Raw genomic sequence first — 24,895 nt, forward strand, 5'->3', positions numbered from 1 at the left:
CAGCCTGCCCGGCGGACGGTCGGCACGGACGGTCGACACGACTGGTCACTCCCGGCCACCAGGATTCGACCAACCGGGGGACGAAGCCGTGACGACGGGCTAGCGTGACGGCATGCCTTCGCGCAAGCCCGGCGACGAGCCGGACACCGCCGCGGAGCTCCTCGGACGCTGGCAGGCGCACCACCAGGGCGGTCCGGCACCCTCACCGCCCCCACCGAACCCCGAGGACGCCTCCGGCGACACCTCGCGGGCAACGGACGCCACCGCCGACCGTTCGCACGACCAGCCGCACCACCGTGACGGCAGCCGGACCACCGCGCCGCGGGCGGTCGCACCCCGCCACGCGGCCGCCCGGCTCGCCCCCCCACCCACCCGTCCGCCCTCCGCGCGCGGCTTCGACCAGACCGAGGCCGGCCGCGAGGTCGTCGAGGCGCTCCTGGCCGCCCCGGAGCCCGTGTCCGCGGCGGCACCCGAGCCCAACCCCGACGCCAGGCCCGACCCCACGCCCGACCCCGGGCCCGCCCGCAAGCCCGTCCCGGCGGCCACCGCGCTGCGGCGCGACCGCCGCCGCGACACCCGCCCGGACAGCGCAGCGGGCCGGTCGACCGACGTCGTGTTCCCCCCGCGCGTGGTCCTGCGCCGGGTCCTCGGGCTGCTGCTGCTCGTGCTGCTGGCCGCCACGATCCTGCTGGGCTACCTCGCCTACCGCGACCGCACGACCCTGTCCATCGGACTGGCCGGCACCCTCGTGGTCGCCACCCTCGCGACGTACGGCGTGCGCGTCGGGGCCACGCCGACCTACCTGGCGATCCGCAGCGGTCAGCTGGAGGTCGTGCGCGGGCAGCAGCGCGAGGTCTTCGACCTCACCAGCCGCTTCACGCGGATGGAGGTCGTGGGCAAGCCCGGGCGTCGCGGCTGGAAGGTGCTCATGGCCCGGTTCGGCCGTGACCCGCTGGTCATCGACTCCTCCATGGTCGACCCCGCGTCCTTCACCGCGGCGCTCGAGCGGCACCGCCCCGGCTCGACCCAGGGTTCCTGACCCGCCACCTAGAACGTGTTCTAGGCTGCCCGTCATGACCGGTGGCTTCACGCGCGACGACCTCTCCGAGGACGAGGTCGCCCGACGGGCCGCCCTCTACGGCCCCTTCACCGCCGCCGTGCGCGAGCTGGTCGACGTGACCATCCGTACGACGGTCGACGACGACGAGATCCGCCGTGCCCAGGCCGAGATCGAGGCGGTCACCGCCCGGCTGCGTGCCCGTCAGCTGCCCGGCGCCCTCGGTGTCAGCTACGGCCCCGACGGCCGGGGCCGGCCGTGGGGCAACACCGTGGTCGGCCTGCGCAACCCGGTCGCCCCGCCGCTGGTCACCGAGCACCACCCCAGCGCCGACGGCCGGGTGTGGTGCGACTTCCACCTCGGTGCGCCGTACGAGGGGCCCCCGGGGCTCGTGCACGGCGGCGTGTCGGCACTGGTCCTCGACCAGATGCTCGGCGAGTCCGCCGGCGCCGGGGGCCGCCCCGGCATGACCGGCACCCTCACCTTGCGCTACCGCCAGGGCACGCCCCTCGGCGACCTGCGCGCCGAGGCCTGGATCGACCGCGTCGACGGCATCAAGACCTGGGCCAAGGGCCACCTGATCGGCCCCGACGGCGTCACCGTCGAGGCCGAAGGTGTCTTCATCCTGCCGCGGTGGGCGCGCGACCGGATCGCGGCCGGCGACGGCGACACCCCGAGGTTCTTCGAGTAGGGGCGCCGGGGTCTCGGTGCCTCGGGTCGTCCGCGCGCCTAGCAACGCGGGCAGCGGCAAGCCGCGCCCTCGTCGGCGCGGACGACCGGAGACTCATACCGCCAGCCCCACCCATGCCACCGGGACGCTGACGCAATGACAGGGACGCTGACACAACAGCGGCCCTGTCATGGGTTCAGCGTCCCGGTGGTCAACGGTGTGACTCCTGAGGCAGGTGAGAGTCAGGCGGCCGCGCCAGCGGCGGCGGGCCGAGCCTGCGAGGCTCCGCCGCGCCGTCAGTCGATCGCGAGAGGCTCGGGGTCAAGGAGCGCACAGCGCCCACGAAGTGGCGGAGCGAAGCGACGTCCTTGACGCCGAGACGCGATCGACTACGCGCGGCCGCCCGACCCGGACCCCGCGAGACCCCGGGCGACAAGGCACAGCGGTGCTCCTCGACCACCGTGGGGTCACCGTCGCGGGCGAGGGCCGGAGGACGAAGCCTCAGGCCTTGCCGGCGCCGACCTTCGTGCCGCGCGCGCTGGAGTCGGTGAGGCGGACCTCCTCGGCGGCCTGCGCCTCGAGCTCGGTACGACGCAGGCGCTCGGCCTCGGCGTCGAGCTCGCCCGGCGCGGAGACCAGGTCGGTGGCGCCACGGCCGAGGCGGGCCAGGGCGGTGCGGCCGAAGATCTGCTGCTCGGTCGCGGTGCGCTCCGACCGGCCACGGCCCAGGAACGAGACGAACCAGTGCAGGACCGCGGTCGTCCGGTTCTTGAATCCGGTGATGTAGACGAGGTGCACGGCCAGCCACATCAGCCAGGCGATGAAGCCGGTCAGCCGGATCTTGCCGATCGTCGCGACGGCGTTGAAGCGGCTGATGGTGGCCATCGAGCCCTTGTCGAAGTACTTGAACGGCTTCTGGGCCGGCTTGCCCTTGAGCCGTCCGTCGATCTCCTTGGCGGCGTACTTGGCGCCCTGGATGGCGACCTGGGCCACGCCGGGCAGGTTGTCGAGGGCGATCATGTCGCCCACGACGAAGACCTCGGGGTAACCGGGGAGCGTGAGGTCGGGGTTGACGCCGATGCGGCCGGCGCGGTCGAGCGGCGCACCGGTCTGCTCGCTCAGGCGCTTCGACAGCGGCGAGGCCTGGACACCGGCGGCCCACACCTTGGTGACGGCCTCGATGCGCTCCTCGCGCCCGTTCTTGAACTTGACCTGCAGGCCGCGCTCGTCGACGCCGGTGACCATCGCGCCGAGCATGACCTCGACGCCGAGGCGCTCGAGGCGCTCCTTGGTCCACAGGCCGAGCTTGCGGCCGAACGGCGGGAGCACCTGCGGGGCGGCGTCGATGAGCACCACCCGGGCGGTGTGGGTCTCGATGGCCCGGAAGTCGCGCTTGAGGGTGCGGGTCGCGAGCTCGGCGATCTGACCGGCCATCTCGACGCCGGTGGGGCCGGCCCCGACGACGACGAAGGTGAGCAGGTGGTCGACGTTCTCGCCGCGCGAGGCGCCGAGCTCGGCCATCTCGAAGGCCCCGAAGATGCGTCCGCGCAGCTCGAGGGCGTCGTCGATGCTCTTCATGCCGGGGGCGAACTCGGCGAAGTGGTCGTTGCCGAAGTAGGACTGGCCGGCGCCGGCGGCCACGATCAGCGAGTCGTAGTGGTTGACCGTCGTACGGCCGAGCACGTGCGAGGTGACGGTGCGCGCCTCGAGGTCGATGTCGGTGACCTCGCCCAGCAGGACCCGGGCGTTCTTCTGCTTGGCCAGGACCTCCCGGGTCGGCGGCGCGATCTCGCCCTCGGACAGGATGCCGGTCGCGACCTGGTAGAGCAGCGGCTGGAAGAGGTGGTGGGTGGTCTTGGCCACCATGGTGATGTCGACGTCGGCGCGCTTGAGGGCCTTGGTCCCGAACAGACCGCCGAAGCCCGAGCCCACCACCACGACGCGGTGGCGCGTGCTGTCGGGCTGGTCGTCGGACCGGGGGGTCTCGTTGCTGGTGCTGGTCGACATCTGACGCTCCATCTAGGGTGCGGACTGCCTTTCGAGCATAGTGTTCCGCCTCACGGCCCGAGACGCCCAGCCCGCGGGCGCGTCGGGTGCGTCACAAGGCCCCGGGTGGAACAATCTTTCCGGCTCGCGTTTGCTCCGGACTCGGTCGGGTACACGAGTCGGGATCGGCCCGAGGTGGGTCGTTCTCCCCCCCCACGTCCTGCCCGCCACTTTCGCCGACGTCCGGAGACCGCTCGTGCCGCTGAACAGGCCCGCCCTGTCACTGGGCACCGGCCCGCGCGGGGTCCAGCACGCCCGGCGCTGGGTCGTAGCGACGTTCCGCGACATCGACCGCGACGACCTGGTCGAGTGCGCGGAGATGGCCGTCTCCGAGCTGGTCACCAACGCACTGCTCCACGGCGCACCGCCCATCCAGGTGCGGGTGCGCGGCACCCGCGAGCACCCCCGGGTCGAGGTCAGCGACGGGTCGCAGGAGCCGCCCGCCCTGCCGTCGTACCCGCCCGACCTCGCCGCGATCGACGACTTCCACCTCGACGGGCTCGACGACATGCTGCTCACCTTCGGCCGCGGCCTGAGCATCGTGGCCCGCGCCTCCGACGCCTGGGGCGCCGAGATCGAGGACGACGGCAAGACCGTGTGGTTCACCCCGTCGTCGCAGTTCTCCGAGGACGCCGGCACTCCCGGGATCGTCACCGGCACCCCCGGCGCGAGCGAGCCGACCGGCGAGCACCCCGCCGACCCCGAGCGGTTCCGGCTGCTCGGGGTGCCGGTGCGCGACTACGTCTCCTTCCACAACCACTTCCGCGAGCTGCGCCGTGAGGTGCGGCTGCTCGCGATGGCCAACGAGGACGACTACCCGCTGGCGCGCGACCTGGCCGAGGTGTTCACCCGGCTCGGCCGGCCCCTGACCCTGGGCACCGTGCGCGACGAGGTCGACCGCGCCCAGTCCCGAGGGCAGTCGTCCACCGACCTCGACGTGCTGATGGGTCGTGACGAGGCCCGGGGCATCGCCCGCTTCATCGACCTGCTCGCCCTCACCGACGCCTTCGCGCGCGAGGAGAAGATGCTGGCGCTGGCCCGCAGCGCCCGGCAGGTCGCCTTCCAGACGTGGCTGCTCGGCGAGCTGGTCCACCAGGCCGAGGGCGCCGAACCGCTGCCGTGGAGCGAGCCGGCCGAGGCCCGTGACCGTGACCGTGACACCGGCACCGGCACCGGCACCACCACCGCCACCCGCCGCGCCAGCGTCTCGTGAGGGCCAGCGCCGCGCTCTGCGCGTGCGTGGCGGCCGGCGGTGCGGTCGGTGCGGTGCTGCGGTGGTCGGCGGGCGAGGTCGTGCCCGATGGCTCGGGCTTCCCGTGGACGACCTTCGCCATCAACGTCTCGGGCGCCCTGCTCCTCGCCCTGCTGCAGGGCCTCGCGCTCGTGCGCCGCTCCCCCGCCTGGGGCGCGGCGCTGGGCCCCGGCCTGCTCGGCGGCTACACCACGCTGTCGGCCTACAGCGAGCAGGCGCGCGCCCTGCTCGACGACGGCCGGGTCCCGCTCGCCGCGGCCTACGTCCTCGGCACCCTCCTGGCCTGCCTGGTCGCCGTGGCCCTCGCCGACACCCTCACGTCGCGCCGCGAGCCGGTCGACGCCCCATGACCGTCCTGCTCGTGGCCCTCGGCGCAGCCGTGGGCGCGCCGCTGCGGTTCGTCGTGGCGACCTGGCTCGACGACGAGGTCCCGTGGGGCACGCTCACGGTCAACGTCGTGGGCTCGTTCGTGCTCGGGCTGCTCGTCGCCCTCTCCGTCGACGCCGACGCCTACGCCCTGCTCGGGGTCGGCTTCTGCGGCGGCCTGACCACCTACTCGTCCTTCGCGGTGCAGACCGCCCGCCTCGGACGCCGCGGGACGGCGTACGCCGCCGCCACGATCGTCGTGTCGGTCGCGGCCGCCGCACTCGGCTACACCGTCGGCTGAGGCTCGAGGCACCAGGGTCGGCTCAGCCGTAGCCGAGCTCGTGCAGCCGGTCGTCGTCGATGCCGAAGTGGTGCGCCACCTCGTGCACGACGGTGACCCGCACCTCCTCCTCGAGCTGGGCCGCGTCGTCGCAGTAGTCGAGCAGGGGCTTGCGGAAGACGAAGATCCGGTCGGGCAGGGCACCGCCCCACATGTCGTTGCGCTCGGTCAGCGCGACGCCGACGTAGAGGCCGAGGAGGTCGGCAGGCTCGTCGGGCGGCGGCTCGTCCTCGACCAGGACCACGACGTTGTGCACGTGGGAGGCGAGCTCGTCGGGGATCTGGTCGAGGGCGCGGTCGACCAGGGCCTCGAAGGCGTCGCGCTCCATCTGCATCGGCACGACGCCATCGTGCCCGCACCGGTCAACCCTCGGCGCGTCGGCGCAGGCGCGCGAAGGGCCCTGGCCGGCGTGTGCCGGGCCAGGGCCCTTCGTTGCTGTGCGACCCCGACGGGACTCGAACCCGCGGCCTCCGCCGTGACAGGGCGGCGCGCTAACCAACTGCGCTACGGGGCCTTGCTGGACGTGCGTGGTGAAGCGTGGGAACTCTAACGCACGCCCACCGCGAGCACCCAATCGGATGGCGATCGGGTGCCGATCGGGTGCGCGACGACGAAGAGGACGACGGTGATGTGGCACCCCCAACGGGATTCGAACCCGTGCTACCGCCGTGAAAGGGCGGGGTCCTGGGCCGCTAGACGATGGGGGCCGGACTGCCCGACCATCGTAGTGGGCGGCCACGCGATCCCTCACACGCGTTCGGGCTTCGCCGGTAGGTTGGCCCGACCCACCCCACCCCAGGGCTCCGACACGAGCGAGGACCACGCACGCATGATCCAGCTGACCAAGGGCACCAACGCACCGCTCGACGCGACGCAGGTGACGGTGACGGTCGACATCAACGCCACCGCCGACCTGTCCGCCCTCCTGCTCGCCGCCGGCGGCAAGGTGCGCACCGAGGACGACTTCGTGTTCTACAACGCCCCCCACGGCCCCGGGGTGCAGTGCCGGCCGCCGGCCGGTGGCGCCGGCTGGCAGGTCACCGTCGACCTCGCCGCCGTGCCCGCCGACGTCGAGATCGTGCGCCTGGTGACCTCCCTCGACGACGGGGGCAGGACCTTCGGCCAGGTCGGTCAGCCGGTCGCCCGCGTCGCCGACGCCTCCGGCACGCCCCTGGTCGAGTTCGCGATGACCGACCTGTCGTCGGAGATCATCGTGATGCCGCTGGAGATCTACCGCCGCCAGGGCGCCTGGAAGGTCCGCGCCGTCGGCCAGGGCTACGCCGGCGGGCTCGCCGCGCTGCTCAAGGACCACGGCATCGACGCCACCGACGAGCCCACCCCCGGCGCCAGCACCCCGCCGCCCCCGCGGCCCTCCGCGGCCCCCACGTCCACCCCCGTGCCGCCGCCCCCGCCGGCCTACCCGACCCCGTCCTCGACGCCCGCGCCGCCGCCGCCCCCGCCCCCGGGCTACCAGGCCTCCACGCCGGCTCCGCCGCCGCCCGCCCCGAGCACGGGTGGCGTCAACCTGACCAAGGGCCGTCCGGTCAACCTCACCAAGGGCCAGAGCGTCAACCTGGTCAAGGACGGCAACCAGAAGCTCACGATGGTGCGGATGGGCCTGGGCTGGGACGCCATCAAGAAGGGCGGCTTCTTCGGCAGCCGTGAGGTCGACGTCGACCTCGACGCCTCCGCGGTCCTCTTCGCCGGCGGCCAGGTCGCCGACCTGGCGTTCTACAACAACCTCACCACCAAGGACGGCTCCATCCAGCACATGGGTGACAACCGCACCGGTGAGGGCGACGGCGACGACGAGGTGGTCGCGGTCGACCTGACCCGGGTGCCCGTCCACGTCGACACCGTCTTCTTCATCGTCACCAGCTACCAGGGCCAGACGTTCGAGCAGATCCAGAACGCCTTCTGCCGGCTCATCGACCACCAGGACGGCGAGCTCGCGCGCTACACGCTGACCGGCGGCATGCCCTTCACCGGCATGGTGATGGCCAAGATCAGCCGCACGCCCAGCGGCTGGCAGTTCACCGCCATCGGTGACGGCATCAACGCCAAGACGCCCCTCGACGCGCTGCCCCAGCTCGACCGCTACCTCTCCAAGTAGCCCGACCCGCCGTGACCGAGCTGCGCAGCGGCGAGAACCGGCCCTGGCCCGACGCGCGGGTGACGGCGTACGTCGCCGGGGCGCAGGTCGGCGCGCTCCTGCTCGGCCCCGACGGGCGCGCCCTCAGTACGGCCGCCTGGGTCGACGCGGCCACCCCGGCCCGCGGGGCGGTCGCGCACGTGGCCGGGTCCGTGCAGGGCGTCACCGCGCTGCTCGCCGACGTCGACCCGGCCGTGGCCAGGGTGCTGGTCGTGGCGACCGGCTTCGACGGTGCGCCGACCGCGCAGGTGCTCACCTCCGACGGTGCGGTCGCCTTCACGGTCACCCCGGCCGCGCTGTCGACCGAGACGGCCCTGGTGATGGTCGAGGTCTACCGGCGCGACGGCGCCTGGAAGGTCCGCGCCCTCGCCCAGGGCTACGCCGGCGGCCTCGCCGCGCTCGCCGCGGCGTACGGCGCCGCGACGCCGACGTCCGCACCCGCATCGGCCGCCCCGGCCGCCCCGAGCCCGGTGCTGGACGACCCCGTCCGCCAGATCGGGATGATCCTCGACGACGCCTCGCGCACGACCGCGTCGTTCGAGTCGTCACAGGCCTTCGCCGAGCAGCGCCTGGAGCGCGACCTCGAGCAGCTGGTCGGCGACCCGTCGCTGCGGGTCGGGCCGGCCGCCGAGGCGGCCCGGGCGGCGGCCCAGCAGCGTCGCGACCAGCTCGTCGTCGAGGCCCGGGCGCGACACCGCACCGACCTCGCCCAGCTGGGCGACGAGCTGGCGACGCTGGCCCGGGTGCTGCCGCCCTCGCTGGCGCCGTGGACGGCGCCGGGCTGGCAGGTGCCGCGGCCCGACGCGGCCCCCGCGGCCTGGGCGGTCCGGCTCGGCGAGCTGGCCCTGCCCTCGGCCCCCGACTTCCGGCTGCCGATGGTGCGCACCCTGCCGCTGGCCCCCGCCCTGTGGATCGAGACCGAGGACGGCGGCGAGGTGGTCGCCGCCCGGATGATGGCGGCCCTCACCACCCGGCTCGTCGTCGGCCTCCCCCGCGCCCCGCGACTGGCCGTCGTCGACGTCGGCGACCGCGCGATGCTCGGCCACCTGCCGACCTCCGAGCCGCCCGCCACCGATCCCGGCGAGGCGTCGCGCGTGCTCCAGGAGCACGTCGAGCACCTGCGGATGGTCGCGATGGCCCGCCGCTCGCAGGCCCTCGACGACCTGCCGCCCCAGCACCGGCCCGGTCGCGTGCTGCTGGTCCCCGACTTCCCCGGCGGCCTCGACGACTCCTCCGTGGCGGCCGTCCACCAGCTCGTGGCCCACGGCGCCGACTGCGGGGTCAACGTCGTGCTGTCCGGCCGGCGCCCCGAGAGCCTCGGCATCGCCGTGCTCGACCTCGTCCACGACCTCTGCCTGCGGGTGCCGACCGCCCCCGGGGGCGACCTGGTCGACTCCTACGGCGGCGTGAGCTGGGTCTTCCACCCCGACCTCGGCCCCGACGACCCCTTCGTCGCCGAGCGCGTGCAGGACGCCGTGACCCGGCGCGTCACCGAGCGCGACCGGACCTGAGACCGGACCTGATACCGGACCTGATACCGATTCGATCGGTGCCGGACGGCTCCGGTAAGGTTCTCGTCGTTCGGGGCAGGTAGCTCAGTTGGTACGAGCGATCGCCTGAAAAGTGATAGGTCGGCGGTTCGACCCCGCCCCTGCCCACCGAGCACAGCACCCCCGTCGGTCAGCCGGCGGGGGTGTTCTCATGCCGGCGGGGGCGCAGCGTCCGCCACGCCCACCCCAGCCCGGCGCTCGTACGACGGTGCAGCCCGTAGGCGGCGACGCCGACGGCCACCGAGGCCAGGACGGCGAGGTAGGGGTGGCCGGCGTCCTCGAGGTCGGGGTAGACCTGCCACTGCGTGAGGTAGATCCACAGCGACGCGGCCGCGACCAGGCGTACGACGGCCGCGAGCGGCGCCGGAAGGCGCACGGGTCGGCCCCACAGCAGCAGGGCGAGGCCGACGGCGACGACCGCCTCGCGCTGGGGGTCGGCGAAGAAGCCGTGGCTGGCGACCACGGCGAAGGCCCCGACGGCCAGGCGCTGCGGCGTCGTGCGCGCCTCGGCGGCCGCCCAGCCGGCGGCCACGCACCACAGGACCAGCGGCACGGAGTAGCGCTCGGTGGGGCCGGCGGTGACGCCGGTCCAGACGTAGCGCAGCGCGAGCGCGCCCACCGCGAGCGCCAACGGCGTCGCGAAGGGACGCGCGCGCTGGAGCCGGTCGAACGCGGGGACGGCGAGCAGCGCCGCGAGGCCGACGGGCACCCAGACCACGACCTCGAGGAACCACAGCTGCCAGTCAGGGGTCCACCGCTGGTCGCCGAGCAGCCCGTTGAGGAAGAACGCGGTGGCGGGCCGGTAGTCGCCGACCAGCACGACGCACCCCCCGATCCACAGCGAGGCGGGCACGGCGACCGCGGCCGCCGAGGCGAGCAGCCGACCCGCGCGTCGCCGGCGTCCGGCCACGGCCAGGGGGAAGCGGGCCAGGTTGAAGCCGACGACGGCGAGCAGCACGTGGGCACCGCCGGGCACCAGGACGAGGTCGGCGTGCGTGGCCAGGATCATCACGATCGCGACGGCGCGGATCACCACGGGCAGCTCGAGCGAGGTGGTGTGGCGGCGCGGACGGCGCGCGGTGGCGGCGAGGTCGCGGATCGGCAGGGCCTGCCAGTGCGACGGCAGGTGGCCGAGCACCTGGCTCAGCCGGGTCGAGACCTCGACGAACGACAGCGAGTCGCCGCCCAGGCTGACGAAGGTGTCGTCGGGCGTCGCGTCGGGCCGGCCGAGGACGGCGGCGTAGAGGTCGCGCAGCGAGGCGGCGCTGACCCGGGGTGCCGGCGTGGGGGTGCCGGCGCGGGCCTCGGCGAGGGCCGCGGCGTGTCGGGCCAGGGCGGCGTGGTCGACCTTGCCCGACCCGGTCAGCGGGAGTCGCTCGAGCCGGTGCACGCGTACAGCGCCGGGCGGCAGCCCCGTGCGCGCGACGAGCCGGGCCCGGACGCGGTGGGCCACCCGGCTGCGCGTGACGAAGGCGTGCAGGGCGTCGTCGTGCACGACGACGGCGGTCGGCACGTCGGCCTGCTGCTCGAGCCGGTCGAGGTCGAGCCGCAGGCCGAGGACCTTGCGCTGGCGACCGAGCCGACCGGTCACCTCCCACATCCCGTCGGGGGCGCGGCGACCCAGGTCGCCGGTGCGCAGCTCGGTCAGCTCGGGGCCGCGCGCGAGGTCGGCGGGCGAGGTGGCGTAGCCCATCATCACGTTGGGACCCGCGTAGACGAGCTCGCCGACGCCGTCGGCGAGGTCGTCGGGGTCGAGCCCCTCGACCGGGTCGACGCGCAGCGACCCGCCCGGCACGGGGACCCCGATCGCGGTGGGCCGACCGGCCGCCAGGTCGGGCGGGAGGTAGGCCATGCGGGCCGTGGCCTCGGTCTGGCCGTACATCACGACGAGGTCCCAGCCGCGGCGCTGCCCGAGTTGGGCGAAGCGGGTGACGCGCTCGGGCGCGAGCCGCCCGCCGGCCTGGGTGACGTAGCGCAGGCTCGGCAGGTCGCGCTCTGCGAAGCCGCTGGCCTCGAGGACCTCGAAGGTGTGGGGCACGCCCGCGACCCCGGTCACGCGGTGCTCGGCCACGAGGTCCCAGAAGCACTCGTCGGCCACCGACAGCTCAGTGAGGACGACGCCGGCACCGGCGGCGAGGTGGCTGGTGAGCACCGAGAGCCCGTAGCAGTAGTGCAGCGGCAGGGAGGTGATCGCGCGGTCGCGCGGCGAGAGCCGGAGGTAGTCGGCGATGGCGTGGGCGTTGGAGACCACGTTGTCGAGGCTGAGCCGCACCAGCTTGGGCGACCCGGTCGAGCCGGAGGTCGACAGCAGCTGGGCGAGGTCGGGGTGCAGGTCGTCGCGGTCGTGCGGGCGGGTCGTCACCTGCAGCCCGGCGGGGGTCGCGACGACGTCGGGAGCGTAGGTGGCGCGGATGTCGTCGGCGCGCGCCCCGTCGGCCTGGCCGACGACGAGCACCGGGTGGCCGCCGGCCAGGCAGGCGAGGTAGGTGACCACGGTGCGCAGGTCGCGGGTGGCCTCCAGCAGCACCAGGCGGCGCGAGGGCCCGAGCGCCTCGACGGTGGCCCGCACGGCGGCCGCCAGCTCGGCGTACGTCGTGGTGCCCTCGGGGGTGACCAGGGCGACGGCCTCCGGGGCGCCGCCGAGCAGCGGCAGGGCATGGCCACGCCGGGGTCGGGTGGTGGGCCCGGGGGCCACCGGCCGCGTGGTCACGACGGGGTCTGGTCGTCGGGGGCGAAGGCGACGGCCGGTCCGACGACCCTGGCCCGCGCGATCGAGCCGACCTCGGGGATGGTGCCGCTGGGGGTGCGCGCGGTGAGCAGGTCGCCGGTCTCCTCCACGCGGACCCGCACGGTCGCGTCGTGGCCGAAGAAGCTCACGTCGAGGACCCGGACCCGGGCTCCGTGGGCCGGGTCGTCGTCGCTGACGAGCTGCACCTGCTCGGAGCGTACGGCGATCCGCACGGCCCCGGGGGCGTGGTGGTCGCGCAGCGCGACGACGCCGAGCGGGCTGGTCGCGGAGCCGGGCGCCCCGGCGGTGACGACGCCGCCGACGAGCGTGGCGTGCCCGATGAACGAGGCGACCACGGGGTCGGCCGGCGACAGGTAGACCTCGGCCGGCGTCGCGACCTGGCGGAAGCGGCCGCCGTCCATCACGGCAACCTGGTCGGCCAGCGACAGCGCCTCGCCCTGGTCGTGGGTCACCAGGATGCCGGCGGCTCCGCTGGCGCGCACGGCGCGGGTGACGGCGCGACCGGTCTCCTCGCGCAGCCCGGCGTCGAGGGAGGAGAACGGCTCGTCGAGCAGCACCAGTGCCGGGCGGGGCGCCAGCGCCCGGGCCAGGGCGACGCGCTGCTGCTGGCCGCCGGAGAGCTGGTGGGGGTGACGGTGCGCGAGGTCGGCGGGCAGCTCGACGAGCTCGAGCATCTCGGCGACCACCGAGCCCCGACGCTCGGAGCGCAGCAGCCCGAAGCCGATGTTGGCCGCGACGTCGAGGTGGGGGAACAGCGCACCCTCCTGCGGCACGTAGCCGATGCCGCGGCGGCGCGGCGGGACCGTGCGTCCGCGCGACACCATCGCGGTGCCGGCCACGGTCACGGTGCCGGCGGCCGGCTTGAGGAACCCAGCGACGACCCGCAGCAGCGTGGTCTTGCCGCAGCCCGACGACCCGAGGACCGCGGTCACGCCGCTCTCGACGGTGAGGTCGACGCCACGTAGGACCGGGCGGTCGCCGTAGGACAGCGAGACGCCGTCGACGCGCAGGGCGGTCATGCGCTGCGCCCGAGCGTCATGCGGCCCAGCAACCAGGTCGCGGGCACCGAGAGCACCACGAGGGTCAGCGCGTAGGGGGCCGCGGCGCCGTAGGCGACCGCGGAGGCGTCCTGCCAGAAGCCGGTCGCGAGGGTCGTCGTGCCGGTCGGCGAGAGCAGCAGGGTGGCGGTGAGCTCGGTCGAGACGGCCAGCGAGACCAGGGCGACCGACGCCGCGAGCCCCGGGGCGACCAGCGGCAGGGTGACGCGCACCGTGGCCTGCGGGCCCGAGCAGCCGAGCGAGCGGGCGACGTCGTCGAGCACGGGCGGCGCGAGCTCGAGGGTGGACCGGACGCTGACGACGGCGCGCGGCAGGAACAGCACGACGTAGCCGAGGAGCAGCAGGACCACGGTCTGGTACAGCGCCGGGACCGACCGGATCGACACCGTCACCAGGGCGAGGCCGACCACGATGCCGGGCATGGCGCTCGCGGTGTAGGTGAAGCGCTCGATCACGGTGCTCAGCCACCCGCGGTGGCGCACGGCCAGCCAGGCGACGGGCAGCGCGGCGACCGTGGCGATGGCGCCGCCGACGACGGCCAGCCCCACGGTGGTGCCGGCGGCGGTGGCCAGCGCGCCCAGGTCGAGCGAGGTCGACGCCCCCCGCAGCAGCCAGCGCCCCAGGCTCACCAGGGGTACGGCGAGCGCGAGGAGCGCCAGCACTCCCAGGCCCGCGGCGGCCGCCGGCGCGCGGCGGCCGAGCTGGACCTGCGTGGCGGCGCGCGACGCGCCGCCGCCGACCCGCGAACGCCGCCGCCGGCCCCGCAGGGCCAGCTCGAGGCCCAGCAGCAGCAGGCAGAACACCACCAGCACGCCGGCGAGCAGCGTCGCGGCCGGGCCGTTGAAGGCGCTGGCGTACTGCTGCAGGATCGCGGTCGTCAGGGTGGGGTAGTTGAGCAGCTGCAGCGCGCCGTACTCGGCGAGCAGGTGCAGCCCGACCAGGAGCGCCCCGCCGAGCACGGCCGGGCTGATCGCCGGCAGCACGATGCGCAGGAAGCTCGTCCACGGGCCGTGGCCCAGCGAGGCGGCGACCTCCTCGAGGCTGGGGTCGAGGCGGCGCAGCGCGGCGACCGTCGGCAGGTAGACCAGGGGGTAGTAGGACAGGCTCATCACGAGCACCGCGCCGGGGAAGCTCTGCACGGCGTGGGTGGTGGAGACCCAGGCGTAGCCGTTGACGAACGCCGGGACCGCGAGCGGCGCGCACATGACGCCGTGCCACAGCCGGCCGCCCGGCACGTCGGTGCGCTCGACCAGCCAGGCCGCACCCACCCCGAGCGCCACGCTGAGGAGGGTCCCGGCCACCAGCAGCCGGGTGGTGTTCCACAGCAGCTCGCCGATGCGGGGCCGGACCAGGAAGTCGACGGCCTCGCCGGGGGGCTGGTCGGTGGCCGACCACACGACGTAGCCGAGCGGGACCAGGCAGGCCGCTGCCACGACGAGCCCGGCCACCAGCAGCGGGACCGACGCCGTGCCGCGGGCCCCCGGGGGCGGTCCGGCGGGCGACCGGACCGCCACGGCGGTAGCGCTCAGAGGAACCCGGCCTCGGTGAGCATCGAGACGACCTTCTCGCTGTCGAGGTCGGAGACGTCGACCGGCGGCGGGTCGAGCTCGCTGAACGGCTTGACCCCGTCGCCCAGCGTGACGCTCGGGTCGAGGGGGTACTCCAGCGCGTAGCTGTCGGCCAGGCCCTGCTGCCCGGCCTTGCTGGTGAGGAAGGCGATGAACTTCTCGGCGTCGCTCTGGTGGTCGCTGGAGGCGAGCACCCCCGCGCCCGAGACGCTCACGAACGCGCCCGGGTCCTGGTCGCCGAAGAAGTGCAGCTGGGTGTTGTCGCTGACCTCGCCTGACTCGGCCTGGTCCCTGTACCAGTAGTAGTGGTAGATGATCCCGAGGTCGGACTGGCCCGCGTTGACCGACTCGAGCACCACGTTGTTGCCGTCGTAGACGGTGCCGTTGGCCTTGATGCCGGCCAGCCAGTCACGAGTGGCGTCCTCGCCCTCGAGCTCGAGGACGGCCGCGACGATGGCCTGGAAGTCGGCGCCCGTCGGGGAGAACGAGATGCGGCCCTTCCACTCGGGGTCGGCGAGGTCGAGCAGCGAGTCGGGCAGCTCGGACTCCTGCACCTGGTCGGTGTTGTAGACCAGCACGGTCGAGCGGGCCACGAACCCGGTCCACTCGCCGCTCGCCGGGCGGTACTGCGCCGGGATGGCCCCCAGGTCGGCCTGCGGCAGCTTCTGGAGCAGGCCGGCACGCTCGACGGCCGCCATCGCCGGGGAGTTCTCGGTGAGGAAGACGTCGGCCGGGGACGCGTCGCCCTCGGCGACCAGCTGCGAGGCGAGCTCGAGGTCGGAGCCGTTGCGCAGCTCGACCTCGATGCCGGTCTCCTCGGTGAAGGCCGGGGCCAGCTCCTCGATCAGCTGCTCGTGCTGGGCGTTGTAGACCACGATCTTCGGGCCGTCGTCGCCGCCGCACCCGGCGAGGGCGAAGGGCAGCGAGAGCGCGAGAGCCAGGGGCAGCAGGAGACGAGTCACGGGACCTTCACAGCCTTCGTATGGTTAGGACAGCCTCACCATACCGCGCCCGCTCAACTCGTGTGCGTGCGCTCCATCACCCCGGGGCGGAGGCCGACCGCGCCCCGCGCCACCGCTCCCAGGCCCACGCGGCCACCATCACGGCCAGGGCCAGCAACGCCCCGACGACCTCGTCGATCACGTAGTGCTCGGCGAAGTAGACCAGGGCGACGCACATCGACGCCGGGTAGGCGAGCAGCAGCCAGCGCCAGGCCGTGCGCAGCCGCCAGATGCCGTACGCCGCCACGAGGACCGCGGTGCCCGCGTGCAGCGACGGCATCGCCGCGACCGGGTTGCCGACCCCGTTGAGGACGACGTTGGCGCGGTGCAGGCCGAGCTCGCCCCAGCCGCGCGAGGTGATCCGCTCCACGGTCTCGACGTAGCCCTCGTCGGAGGCCATCCACGGCGGGGCCATCGGGTAGAGGATGTAGATGGCCAGGCCGGCGAAGTTGAGACCGAGGTAGCGACGCATCCAGACCAGCCACTCGCCGCGGTTGCGCGCCCACAGCCACACCGCCAGCGAGAGCCCCACCACGAAGTGGGAGGCGTAGACGGTCGTGAAGAACGTGTCGTACCAGCGCACCGGCGACTGCAGGGTGCACGGGTCGCCGCACCACGCCTGCTGCAGGGAGGTGGTCGGCAGGGTGCCCCCGAACAGCCACCGGTCGACGTCGATCGGCATCGTCCAGTGCACGGTGATGTCGAACTCGTCGACCCAGCCGCGGCTGTAGAAGTAGACCGCGAGCAGCAGCGCGGGGATCGACCAGTCGCGCGGGAAGCCCAGGTGGTGGCGCCACGGCGCCTCGACGTGCCAGGCGATCGTGAGCAGCCACAGCGTGATCAGGACCGCCCACGGGTCGTTGGGGATGCCGATCGAGGCCGACCACGCGACCAGCGCCATGATCCACACCCCCACCGCCACCGAGCGGGTGACGGGCCGGGTGACGGGCCGGGTGACCGGCCGGGTGACGGGCCGGGCGGGCGCGGCTCCCCCCGTCGGCTCGTCGCCGACCGCCGGCACCGAGGGCGCTGTCGTCATGACGAAACTCTAGGCCCAGGTGAACCCGAGATGGCCGTACGACGTCCGATCACCTCGCGATCAAGCACGTGTCCTAGTCGTGGGACCGGCGGACACCAGCGCCGTCGCCCGCCATGCTGTGGCCGTGGACACACCTGCCTCCCCGTCTCCTTCCGCCCCCGCCGCCTCCCCCGCCGTGCCGACCTCCCGGCTCGCCGGGCGTCGCGTGGTCGTCACCGGCGCCGGCTCCGGGATCGGCCGGGCCACCGCCCTGCGGCTGGCGCGCGAGGGCGCGCGCGTGACCGCCCTGGACGTCGTACCGGCCGGCCTCGCGGAGCTCGAGGCCGAGGCCGCGGCCGACCCCGGCGTCGACGGGCGGGTCCACACCGGTCCGGTCGACATCTCCGACGAGCAGTCGGTCGTCGCGGCGGTGAGCGCAGCCGTCGAGGCCGGCGGTGGCCTCGACGCGATCGTCAACGCCGCCGCGATCCACTACGGCGACCACACCCACACCACGACCCTCGCCCGCTGGCAGCGGATCATCGACGTCAACCTCACCGGCACGTTCCTGATGACCCGCGAGGCCCTGCCCGCGCTGCTCGAGTCGGAGCACGGCGGTGTGGTAGTCAACTTCAGCTCCACCTCGGCGTTCTTCGCCCACCCCTACATGGCGGCGTACGCCGCGACCAAGGGCGCGATCATGTCGTTCACCCACGCCATCGCCCTGGAGTACGCCGACCGCGGCCTGCGCGCGGTCAGCCTCGTGCCGGGCGGCATCGAGACCGCCATCACCGGCGCCACCCCCGCCAACCTGCCCGCCGACGTCGACTGGGACAAGTTCGCCAAGCTCATGCCGACGCTGCGCCGCGGGAAGTTCGGCGGACCCGACGACATCGCCGGCGTGGTCGCCATGCTCGTCAGCGACGACGGCCGCTACATCACCGGCACCGAGATCCGCGTCGACGGCGGCACGCATATGTGATGGGTCGACACCCGGTGGCTCGGGCCGCGGACCTGCGCTGCCTGGTAGCGCTGCCGCCGGCCTGGCCTCGCAGGCCCGACCGGCCCGGCGGCCCACCGGGGTCGACCGTGCGCCCTGTGGTCACCTTCTCGTCGGGTCGGGGCGCCTGTGCGTGGTCGGGGCTCGGGCCCAGGTCTGGTTCGTCAGTCTGGTCCGACCCCGACGATGGAGCAGTGACAGGACCGATGAAATTTCAGCGTCCCTGTCACAGGTTCAGCGTCCCGGTGGGACCACCGCGTGACCTACGCGGCCGCCCGACCCGGACCCCGAAAGACCCGGAGCCAGAAGGCACCCCGGTCCGGCTGGTGTGGTCTCGAGACGGTCGCGGGCGACCTCCTCGACCACCGTGGGTGGCGGCGGAGGTCAGGCCATGAGGCCGATGGGGGCCGAGGGCGCGAGACCGGGGAAGACGGTCGAGCGCTGTCCCGAGATCGCGGGGAAGCGCGACGACACGACCTCCCAGAGCACGTCGCGGAAGTCGTGGCGCAGGGCGAGGTCGCCGTCCTCGAGGTCGGCCTGGGCCAGCCCGGGCCAGGCACCGCGCACGCTGCCGCCGTCGACCCCGGCGCCGAGCAGCAGCATCGCGTTGGCGTAGCCGTGGTCGACGCCGCCGCTGCCGTTCTCCTCGACCCGGCGCCCGAACTCGCTGATCGTGACCACGGTGACCCGCGAGGCCGACGCACCAAGGTCGGCGAAGAAGGCGCTGACCGAGGCGGCGAAGTGGGTCAGGTGGTCGTGCATCCAGCCGCCGTCGGCGGCGCCGAGACCCTCGTGCATGTCCCAGTCGCCGTAGTCGATCGCGATCATCGAGGTGCCGAGGTCCTCACGCACCAGGGCGGCGGTGTTGGCGAGCACGGTCTGCAGCGGGCCCTCGGGGTACGCCGCGGTGCGCACCTTGGTGTCCGCCTGGTCGACCAGCGGGGCGAAGCGCTGGGCCGCGCCCACGGCCAACCGGACCCCCTGACCCAGCGGGGTGCGGCTCGGGCCCCACATCGTGCTGATCGAGCGACGGCGTACGGCGCCGCTCTGGCCGAGGTCGGCCACCGCGAAGTCGCCCACCTGGTAGGCACCCAGGGCGGCGGCGGGTCCGAGCATCGACACCGGCAGCAGGGTCTCCCCGAGCGACACCGCAGTCTCGGGGGCCGCGGTCGTGTCGAGGCCGGTGACCCGGTTGATCCACCCGACCCGGGCAGCCGACCCGGGGTCGGCGTCCTCGATCTGCTCCATGGCGGCGAAGTGGCTCCGGTTGGGCGCCGGCAGCCCGACCGCGTGGACCGCGCCCATGGTGCCGGCCCCCCACATGCCCATCAGCGGCGCGAGAGCCGGGTGCAGGCCGAAGCGCGGGTCGGCCCCGAGCAGGCTGCCCTCGGGCACCACGATGCCGGGGCGGTACGCCGCCAGGCGGTCGTGGTCGACCCCGCGGGGCACCACGACCGAGAGGCCGTCGGCGCCGCCACGCAGGCTCAGCACGACCACGACGTTGCCGCCGGGCTCGGCGCCGTACGCGACCTGCCGGAAGGCGTCGCCGAACACCTGGCCGGCCGCGAGCACGCCGCCCGCGGCCAGCGACGTGCCGAGCATCCGGCGTCGCGACAGGCGGAAGTCCGGGCACCCGCACGGGGTGCCGGCGCTGGTGGTCGAGGCGGTCGGGTCCATGTCGGGGTCCTCAGCGGTGCAGGTGGAGCGGGGAGTCGAGCAGGGAGGCCTGGATGCGGCGCAGCAGCCAGTAGTCAACGAGGACGTCGTCACGCGTCAGTCGTCGCGCCAGACCGATGCCGAGCACCTGGGCGATGCCGGTGCAGATCGCCGTGCCCGGCTTCTGTCCGAGCATCCGCAGCGAGACGGTGTCGATGACCGTCTGCAGGGTCGCGGGCATCGGCGGCAGCAGGGACTCCTCGCTGGGGAAGGCGGCCTGCTCGCTCGGCCACCACCGCGCCGCGAGGTCCTGGTGGTGACCGAAGCTGGTGAGCACCCGGCCGGCACCGGCCCACGCCGCGCCGAACTCGGGGTAGCCGTTGGGCGCCGGCCACTCGTAGGGGGCCTGCCCGTTGCCGGAGTACTGCCAGTACATCGAGCGGGCGAACGACTCGTCGGTCGTGGGCCGCTGGATCCTGATGCCGAGCGAGCGGACGGAGGCGATCCAGTCCTCCATCGGCATCCGCACCTTGCCCAGGGGGTCGGCACCGAAGTCGGGGTGGTCGACCATCGCGCGCAGCGTGGGCCTGATGGCGGTGCCGTGGGCCAGGTAGGCCTTGGCCACCGCCTTGACGATCGCGGGCGTCGGGGTGTCTGAGACGAACTTGACGCACAGCCGCCGCGCGAGCCGCTGGGCCGTCGCAGGGTGCCGCGCCAGGTAGGAGAGGTACGCCGTCGTCGCGGCCCGACCGTCGGCCGCGTCGTTGGCGTGGCGGAAGCCCAGGACCCGCACGGGACTCGTGTCGTGGTCGGCCGGGCTGTAGTAGGCCCGGAACTCCGGCCACCACAGGTCGACGCGGTAGCCGGTCAGCATCCGGGCCGAGGCCCTGACGTCGGCCTCGGCGTAGCCGCCGTCGACGCCGACGGTGTGCAGCTCGAGGAGCTCGCGCCCGAGGTTCTCGTTGGGGGCTTGCTTGGTGGAGGACGCGTTGTCGAGGTAGAGGCCCATGGCGGGGTGGATGACGGCCGCGCGCAGCAGGGCCTCGAAGCTGGTCAGCGCGTTGGCCCGGACCACCCGGTCGTAGTGGGCGCGCCAGAAGATCGCGTCGTCGTGGAACAGCGTGACGTTGAGCAGGTTGGACCAGAAGTCGGTCATCACCTCGTGCAGCTGGCGCGCACCGTGGACACGCCGGGCGACGGTCCAGCGGCTCAGGTCGACCGCGACCTCCCACGCGCCCTGGACGTCGTCGACCTGGTTCTGGAAGATCCGCTGCGGCGTCTGCGCGACCGAGGGGAACCAGCCGTCGACGGCGGCCCCGGCCGGGTCGAGCACGCGCGCCGGGACGAGCTGCTGCTCGAACCACGCGCGCGCCCCACCGGCCCGGCGTACGTCGGCGGCGAGCTGGGGCGTGAGGCCCCAGCTGAAGCGGCGGACCAGGTGGCGCTCTCGCGCCGGCAGCGGCGAGGGTGACGAGGCGCGGTAGACGCTGGCCGGCCGGCCGCGGCGGCGCGGCGGTGCGGCGTCGACGGGTGGCCGGGACCGTGACTGGGACACGCAGCACTCCTGGGAGACCGGACGCCGGTGGGGGACGGCGAGGTCGTCCCACGCTAGGCGCGCCACCGGCGGACCGACAGGGACGCGACCGAGGTCTGACCGATCGTCCGGCGTCCCTGGTCACGACGGGCCACGACGCCCCGACCGGTCGGCCCGCCGTGACCTCGGTCACCCGGCGAGCGTGAGTTTGACGGCGTAAGGAACGGGAAATGAGCGCGGGACGTCTGAGTCGATAAACTCGGGCACGGCCACCGTGCCGCTCACCTGCGGTGCGCCCAGTCCCACATCATCCTCCCACCCCCTCCACCAGTCGCGGAAGCAGGGTCAACGAGTGTCCGAGCAGCTCATCGACACACCGGTCGAACCCGCCGGTGAGCTGCGTCGTGAGCCTGCCGAGCGCACCGCCTGGCAGGCGGTGCTGTGGGCGCAGCGGGTCTCCTGGCTCGGCGCGATGGCCTGCGCCCTGGTGCTCGAGCTCTCCGGACTGATCGGCCAGGACGCCGGCTGGTGGCGCGCGACCTTCGTCAACGGCCTCGGCTACGTCGCCGACAGCCTCGTGATCTGGCTGGTCCTGCTGGTGCTGATCGCGCTGACCAACCGGGTGATCCTGTCGCTGGGCATCGTGGTGGCGTTCACCGTGGTCATCGCGGTCGCCAACCGGGTCAAGCTCGGGCTGCGCTCCGAGCCGATCTACCCCAGCGACGTCGACTTCCTCAAGCAGCCCAAGTTCCTGGCCACCATGGTGGCCCCCCACATGATGGTCGTGGCGGGCATCGGCCTGGCCGCGATCGTGCTCGCCGCCTGGTTCCTCGGCCGCAGGTACGAGCCGCGGATGGTGCCCATCTGGCCCTCCCACCTCTCGCTCGGCCGCCAGTTCGGCGCGGTCCTGGTGCGGGCCAGCGTCGTCACGCTGGCGCTCGCGCTGCTCGTCGACACCACCCACTTCAACAGCCCCGGCAACCCGTGGCGCGGCATCTACGAGGTCGGCGACGGCCAGAAGTGGCGCTACTGGGACCAGCGCGCCAACTACAACTCCAACGGCTTCGTCGGCGGCTTCCTCTACAACATGCCGACGGTCGCGATGGAGACCCCCGAGGGCTACAGCGAGCAGACGATGGACGCCCTCGCCACGCGCTACGAGCGGCTGGCGGCCAGGGTCAACCGCACCCGCACCGGGTCCCTCGACGACGTCAACGTCGTACTGGTCCTCAGCGAGTCGTTCTCCGACCCGACGCGCCTCAACGGCTTCCAGCTCGACGAGGACCCGATCCCGAAGACGCGCGCGCTGATGGAGGCCGGCACGTCCGGCACGATGATGCCCCAGCTCCTGGGCGGCGGCACCGCCAACATGGAGTTCGAGATGCTGACCGGGCAGTCGATCGGCCTGTTCGCGCCCCAGCTCAGCTCGCCGTACCAGATGCTGGTGCCGGGGTTCGACCAGTACCCCTCGGCCGTCGGGTGGTTCGGCTCGCACGGGCACACGCCGATCGCGGTCCACCCCTACATCACCAGCTTCTACAAGCGCGACCAGGTCTACAAGGTCTTCGGGTTCGACAGCTTTATCCACGACACGACGATGGCCGAGCAGGAGCGCATCGACGACAACGAGTTCATCGACGACCAGTCGGCCTTCGACGAGGTGCGCCGCCAGATCGACGCGTCCGCCTCACCGCTGATGGTCAACCTCGTCACGATGCAGAACCACATCCCCGTCGACGGCAACTACCACGACCCGATCGGCGTCCAGGGCGTCGACGGCGCCGAGGCCGACCGGATCGGCAACTACGCCCGCGGCCTGGCCCACACCGACGACGCCCTCGCCGACTTCCTGCAGAAGCTCAAGGACTCCGACGAGAAGACCGTCGTGGTGTTCTACGGCGACCACCTGCCCGGCATCTACAGCTCCGACACCATCGACCAGAACCCCGGCCTGGGCATGTACACCACGCCGTTCTTCCTGTGGAGCAGCGAGGGCACGCCCCAGAAGGTGCTGCCACAGAGCAGCCCGACCCAGTTCCTGCCTATGCTCTACGACCTGGCCAACGCCCCCATCCCGCCCTACTTCGCACTGCTCGACCGGCTGCGCACCAAGATCGCCGCCCTCGAGCAGGGCCGGATGCTCGACCCCACCGGGCAGCAGATCACCGTCGACGACCTCGACCGGCAGGGCACCAGGATCCTCAACGACGCCCGCCTGGTCCAGTACGACTTCTCGATCGGCAACCGCTACTCCGTCGACCGGATGTGGCCCGGGTCGCTGCGCTGAACGCTCCCCGGCCCTCACCGCCCTTCCCGCGGTTCGCCCCGGTCGCACGGCTGCGTCCGGTCGCGCTGGTCCAGCCCGGCACCGACCTGCCCGGGGCGCCGTACGCCGCCGTCGAGCGCGACCTGCCCGACGCCGGGTTCGCCGCCGAGGTCTCCTTGAGCTCCGGCCCCACCCGGTACGCCGCCACCTGGGACGGCACGCGCGTCGGGCTGGTCACCACCGTCGCGGGCCGCACCCGCCCGCACGTGAGCCGTCGCCACGGTCGCGCGGAGGACCCGACCGGCCTGGCCCTGAGCCTGACCGGCCCGTTCCTGACGGCCTGGACGCGCGAGGGCGAGCGGTGGGTGGCGCGGGCCGTCGTCGACCTCGACGAGCCCGGTGCGCCCGGCGGTCCGGACCCGCACGACGAGGGCTGGCTCGCCGGCCTCACCGCCGACGGCGACCGCGCAGGCTGCTTCGGCCAGCTGGGCCTGCGCGACGTCCGCGTGGTGACCGACGCCGACGGCACGCCGTGCACCGACGACGGCCGGGTGCTCCTGACCGCGACCAGCGCCGGGCCGGGCGGCTTCCGCACCGGGCACACCTCGGTGTGGTCGCTCGACCCCGACACCCTCGACCTCGGGCACCGCGGCGACCTGTTCTTCCGGCGCCCCGAACGACCCGGGGTGCTCGGCGACCACGCGACCCACCTGGTGCGCGACCGCGGGGTCGACGGGGGCGTCGAGGGGGACCGCTGGCTGGTCGCCACCAGCACCTGGGGCGACTTCGACCGGCGCCGCCGCGCGCGCGTCACCACCACCGTGGCCACCGTCCCCGCCACGACCGACGTGACCCGCGGCAGCCACGTGCTCGACACGGTGGCGCTGCGGCTGCCCACCCCGCCCGACTCGGTCGGGTCGTGGGACCCGCACCTGGTCCGCGACGGTGACGGGTGGTGGGCGACCTACGTCAGCGCGAGCCGCTTCTTCCGCTTCCACCCGGTCGTGGCCCAGGGCCCGGCCCTGGACCGGATGTCGCTGCGCGCCTCGGCCACCGGCCGCACGGCGACCGAGGGCCCGACCCTGGTCCGGCGCGACGACCGCTGGTGGGTGCTCGCCTCCGACGGTCGCGACGGGCCCCGCGCCCACCGGGCCCGCTACCCCGTGCTCGACCTCGACCTGCACCAGCACGGCCACCTCGACGCGGCGTACCCCACCAACCTGCCGTGGCCGAGCCTCGTCGACCTGCCCGGACGCCGGCCGCTGCTGGTCGGGTTCAACGGGGCTGCGTACGGCGGCCCGTTGCTGGGCTACGGGACGCACGGCGCGCTGGTCGTGCAGCGGGCCGGCGAGGACTGAGCCCCTCCTGCGGGTTGGCAGGCACGGCCCGGCCCCCTATTATCTGTAGTGTCTCAGTAGATATAGGAGTCAGCGATGAGCACCGTACGCGCCCCCCACCGCAGCCTCGACGACCTCCCGACGCGCGGTCGCGAGTCGCGGCGAGCCGACCTCGACCGTGACCTGGTCGCGGTGCTGAGCATGCTCGCGATCCTGGCCCTGACGGCCCTGTGCTTCCTGGCTCGCACCGCGCTGCCGGCCTGAGCCCCGCGCGT

Annotated in this window: 20 protein-coding genes and 3 tRNA genes; 12 read left to right on the forward strand and 11 right to left on the reverse strand. The window is 73.8% G+C overall.

Features of this window, described 5'->3' with window-relative positions; all coding sequences use genetic code 11:
- The first annotated feature begins 112 nt into the window (after nucleotides 1-112).
- Together FZC61_RS01925 and FZC61_RS01930 are read left to right on the forward strand one after the other, a co-directional pair.
- Complete coding sequence (locus tag FZC61_RS01925) at nucleotides 113-1,039, forward strand: hypothetical protein (RefSeq protein ID WP_148611922.1); 927 nt, start codon at nucleotides 113-115, stop codon at nucleotides 1,037-1,039.
- A 34-nt stretch (nucleotides 1,040-1,073) separates the two neighbouring features.
- A complete protein-coding gene (locus FZC61_RS01930; RefSeq protein WP_148611924.1) occupies nucleotides 1,074-1,748 on the forward strand; it encodes a PaaI family thioesterase in 675 nt (224 codons plus the stop codon).
- Between the two features lie 480 nt (nucleotides 1,749-2,228).
- Here FZC61_RS01930 and FZC61_RS01935 read toward each other — a convergent pair whose 3' ends face one another.
- Entirely contained in the window at nucleotides 2,229-3,734 is a 1,506-nt protein-coding gene (locus FZC61_RS01935) for an NAD(P)/FAD-dependent oxidoreductase (RefSeq protein WP_148611926.1), read from the reverse strand.
- 235 nt (nucleotides 3,735-3,969) lie between these two features.
- Here FZC61_RS01935 and FZC61_RS01940 point away from each other — a divergent pair, with 235 nt between their 5' ends.
- Genes FZC61_RS01940 through FZC61_RS01950 form a run of 3 tightly spaced genes read left to right on the forward strand, consistent with a single transcriptional unit; the run spans nucleotide 3,970 to nucleotide 5,692 of the window.
- A complete protein-coding gene (locus FZC61_RS01940; RefSeq protein WP_148611928.1) occupies nucleotides 3,970-4,986 on the forward strand; it encodes an ATP-binding protein in 1,017 nt (338 codons plus the stop codon).
- Nucleotides 4,983-5,375, forward strand: coding sequence for a fluoride efflux transporter FluC (locus FZC61_RS01945; protein WP_148611930.1), 393 nt, complete (start codon nucleotides 4,983-4,985; stop codon nucleotides 5,373-5,375). The genes FZC61_RS01940 and FZC61_RS01945 overlap by 4 nt, the downstream gene beginning before the upstream one ends.
- The gene (locus tag FZC61_RS01950) at nucleotides 5,372-5,692 is read left to right on the forward strand and encodes a fluoride efflux transporter FluC (RefSeq protein ID WP_148611932.1); all 321 of its coding nucleotides are present in this window, start codon (nucleotides 5,372-5,374) and stop codon (nucleotides 5,690-5,692) included. The genes FZC61_RS01945 and FZC61_RS01950 overlap by 4 nt, the downstream gene beginning before the upstream one ends.
- Nucleotides 5,693-5,714: 22 nt before the next feature.
- On the opposite strand, the gene FZC61_RS01955 is transcribed toward FZC61_RS01950, so the two are convergent.
- The 3 genes from FZC61_RS01955 to FZC61_RS01965 all read right to left on the reverse strand — a co-directional run bounded on the left by FZC61_RS01955 (nucleotide 5,715) and on the right by FZC61_RS01965 (nucleotide 6,438).
- A complete protein-coding gene (locus tag FZC61_RS01955; protein WP_211357067.1) occupies nucleotides 5,715-6,065 on the reverse strand; it encodes a metallopeptidase family protein in 351 nt (116 codons plus the stop codon).
- A gap of 106 nt (nucleotides 6,066-6,171) precedes the next feature.
- Nucleotides 6,172-6,245: transfer RNA gene (locus tag FZC61_RS01960), tRNA-Asp, on the reverse strand.
- A gap of 117 nt (nucleotides 6,246-6,362) precedes the next feature.
- Nucleotides 6,363-6,438 (reverse strand) — tRNA-Glu (locus tag FZC61_RS01965).
- A gap of 122 nt (nucleotides 6,439-6,560) precedes the next feature.
- Between FZC61_RS01965 and FZC61_RS01970 the strand changes: the two genes are divergently transcribed.
- From FZC61_RS01970 to FZC61_RS01980, 3 genes are all read left to right on the forward strand, one after another.
- Complete coding sequence (locus FZC61_RS01970) at nucleotides 6,561-7,844, forward strand: TerD family protein (RefSeq protein WP_148611936.1); 1,284 nt, start codon at nucleotides 6,561-6,563, stop codon at nucleotides 7,842-7,844.
- Nucleotides 7,845-7,855: 11 nt separating this feature from the next.
- Nucleotides 7,856-9,394 carry a TerD family protein gene (locus FZC61_RS01975; RefSeq protein ID WP_148611938.1) on the forward strand — a complete coding sequence of 513 codons (1,539 nt, stop codon included), beginning with the start codon at nucleotides 7,856-7,858 and terminating at the stop codon, nucleotides 9,392-9,394.
- A gap of 73 nt (nucleotides 9,395-9,467) precedes the next feature.
- Nucleotides 9,468-9,541 (forward strand) — tRNA-Phe (locus FZC61_RS01980).
- A 22-nt stretch (nucleotides 9,542-9,563) separates the two neighbouring features.
- Here FZC61_RS01980 and FZC61_RS01985 read toward each other — a convergent pair.
- The 5 genes from FZC61_RS01985 to FZC61_RS02005 all read right to left on the reverse strand — a co-directional run bounded on the left by FZC61_RS01985 (nucleotide 9,564) and on the right by FZC61_RS02005 (nucleotide 16,848).
- Nucleotides 9,564-12,143, reverse strand: a complete 2,580-nt coding sequence (locus tag FZC61_RS01985; protein ID WP_246142465.1) for a non-ribosomal peptide synthetase — start codon at nucleotides 12,141-12,143, stop codon at nucleotides 9,564-9,566.
- Nucleotides 12,140-13,201, reverse strand: coding sequence for an ABC transporter ATP-binding protein (locus FZC61_RS01990; protein ID WP_148611940.1), 1,062 nt, complete (start codon nucleotides 13,199-13,201; stop codon nucleotides 12,140-12,142). Before FZC61_RS01990 ends, FZC61_RS01985 begins: the two co-directional genes overlap by 4 nt.
- Entirely contained in the window at nucleotides 13,198-14,754 is a 1,557-nt protein-coding gene (locus FZC61_RS01995) for an ABC transporter permease (protein WP_148611942.1), read from the reverse strand. Before FZC61_RS01995 ends, FZC61_RS01990 begins: the two co-directional genes overlap by 4 nt.
- An 11-nt stretch (nucleotides 14,755-14,765) precedes the next feature.
- A complete protein-coding gene (locus FZC61_RS02000; RefSeq protein WP_148611944.1) occupies nucleotides 14,766-15,770 on the reverse strand; it encodes an iron ABC transporter substrate-binding protein in 1,005 nt (334 codons plus the stop codon).
- A gap of 76 nt (nucleotides 15,771-15,846) precedes the next feature.
- Entirely contained in the window at nucleotides 15,847-16,848 is a 1,002-nt protein-coding gene (locus FZC61_RS02005) for a phosphatase PAP2 family protein (protein ID WP_148611945.1), read from the reverse strand.
- Between the two features lie 124 nt (nucleotides 16,849-16,972).
- Between FZC61_RS02005 and FZC61_RS02010 the strand changes: the two genes are divergently transcribed.
- On the forward strand, nucleotides 16,973-17,809 hold the full coding sequence (locus FZC61_RS02010; protein WP_246142466.1) for an SDR family NAD(P)-dependent oxidoreductase: 837 nt from the start codon (nucleotides 16,973-16,975) through the stop codon (nucleotides 17,807-17,809).
- Between the two features lie 402 nt (nucleotides 17,810-18,211).
- On the opposite strand, the gene FZC61_RS02015 is transcribed toward FZC61_RS02010, so the two are convergent.
- Both FZC61_RS02015 and FZC61_RS02020 read right to left on the reverse strand, forming a co-directional pair.
- Nucleotides 18,212-19,504, reverse strand: a complete 1,293-nt coding sequence (locus tag FZC61_RS02015) for a DUF1501 domain-containing protein (RefSeq protein WP_148611947.1) — start codon at nucleotides 19,502-19,504, stop codon at nucleotides 18,212-18,214.
- A gap of 10 nt (nucleotides 19,505-19,514) precedes the next feature.
- Nucleotides 19,515-21,038, reverse strand: coding sequence for a DUF1800 domain-containing protein (locus FZC61_RS02020; RefSeq protein WP_170285933.1), 1,524 nt, complete (start codon nucleotides 21,036-21,038; stop codon nucleotides 19,515-19,517).
- A 331-nt stretch (nucleotides 21,039-21,369) separates the two neighbouring features.
- Between FZC61_RS02020 and FZC61_RS02025 the strand changes: the two genes are divergently transcribed.
- The 3 genes from FZC61_RS02025 to FZC61_RS22870 all read left to right on the forward strand — a co-directional run bounded on the left by FZC61_RS02025 (nucleotide 21,370) and on the right by FZC61_RS22870 (nucleotide 24,884).
- Nucleotides 21,370-23,304 (forward strand): LTA synthase family protein, encoded by a 1,935-nt coding sequence (locus tag FZC61_RS02025; RefSeq protein WP_148611951.1) that lies wholly within the window; start codon nucleotides 21,370-21,372, stop codon nucleotides 23,302-23,304.
- Nucleotides 23,283-24,641 (forward strand): hypothetical protein, encoded by a 1,359-nt coding sequence (locus FZC61_RS02030; protein WP_246142467.1) that lies wholly within the window; start codon nucleotides 23,283-23,285, stop codon nucleotides 24,639-24,641. Before FZC61_RS02025 ends, FZC61_RS02030 begins: the two co-directional genes overlap by 22 nt.
- A 75-nt stretch (nucleotides 24,642-24,716) precedes the next feature.
- Nucleotides 24,717-24,884: a hypothetical protein gene (locus FZC61_RS22870; RefSeq protein ID WP_170285934.1), complete on the forward strand. Its 168-nt coding sequence runs from the start codon at nucleotides 24,717-24,719 to the stop codon at nucleotides 24,882-24,884.
- The last annotated feature ends 11 nt before the right edge of the window (nucleotides 24,885-24,895 follow it).

This window comes from Nocardioides rubriscoriae (genome assembly GCF_008087085.1).
Lineage (GTDB): Bacteria > Actinomycetota > Actinomycetes > Propionibacteriales > Nocardioidaceae > Nocardioides > Nocardioides rubriscoriae.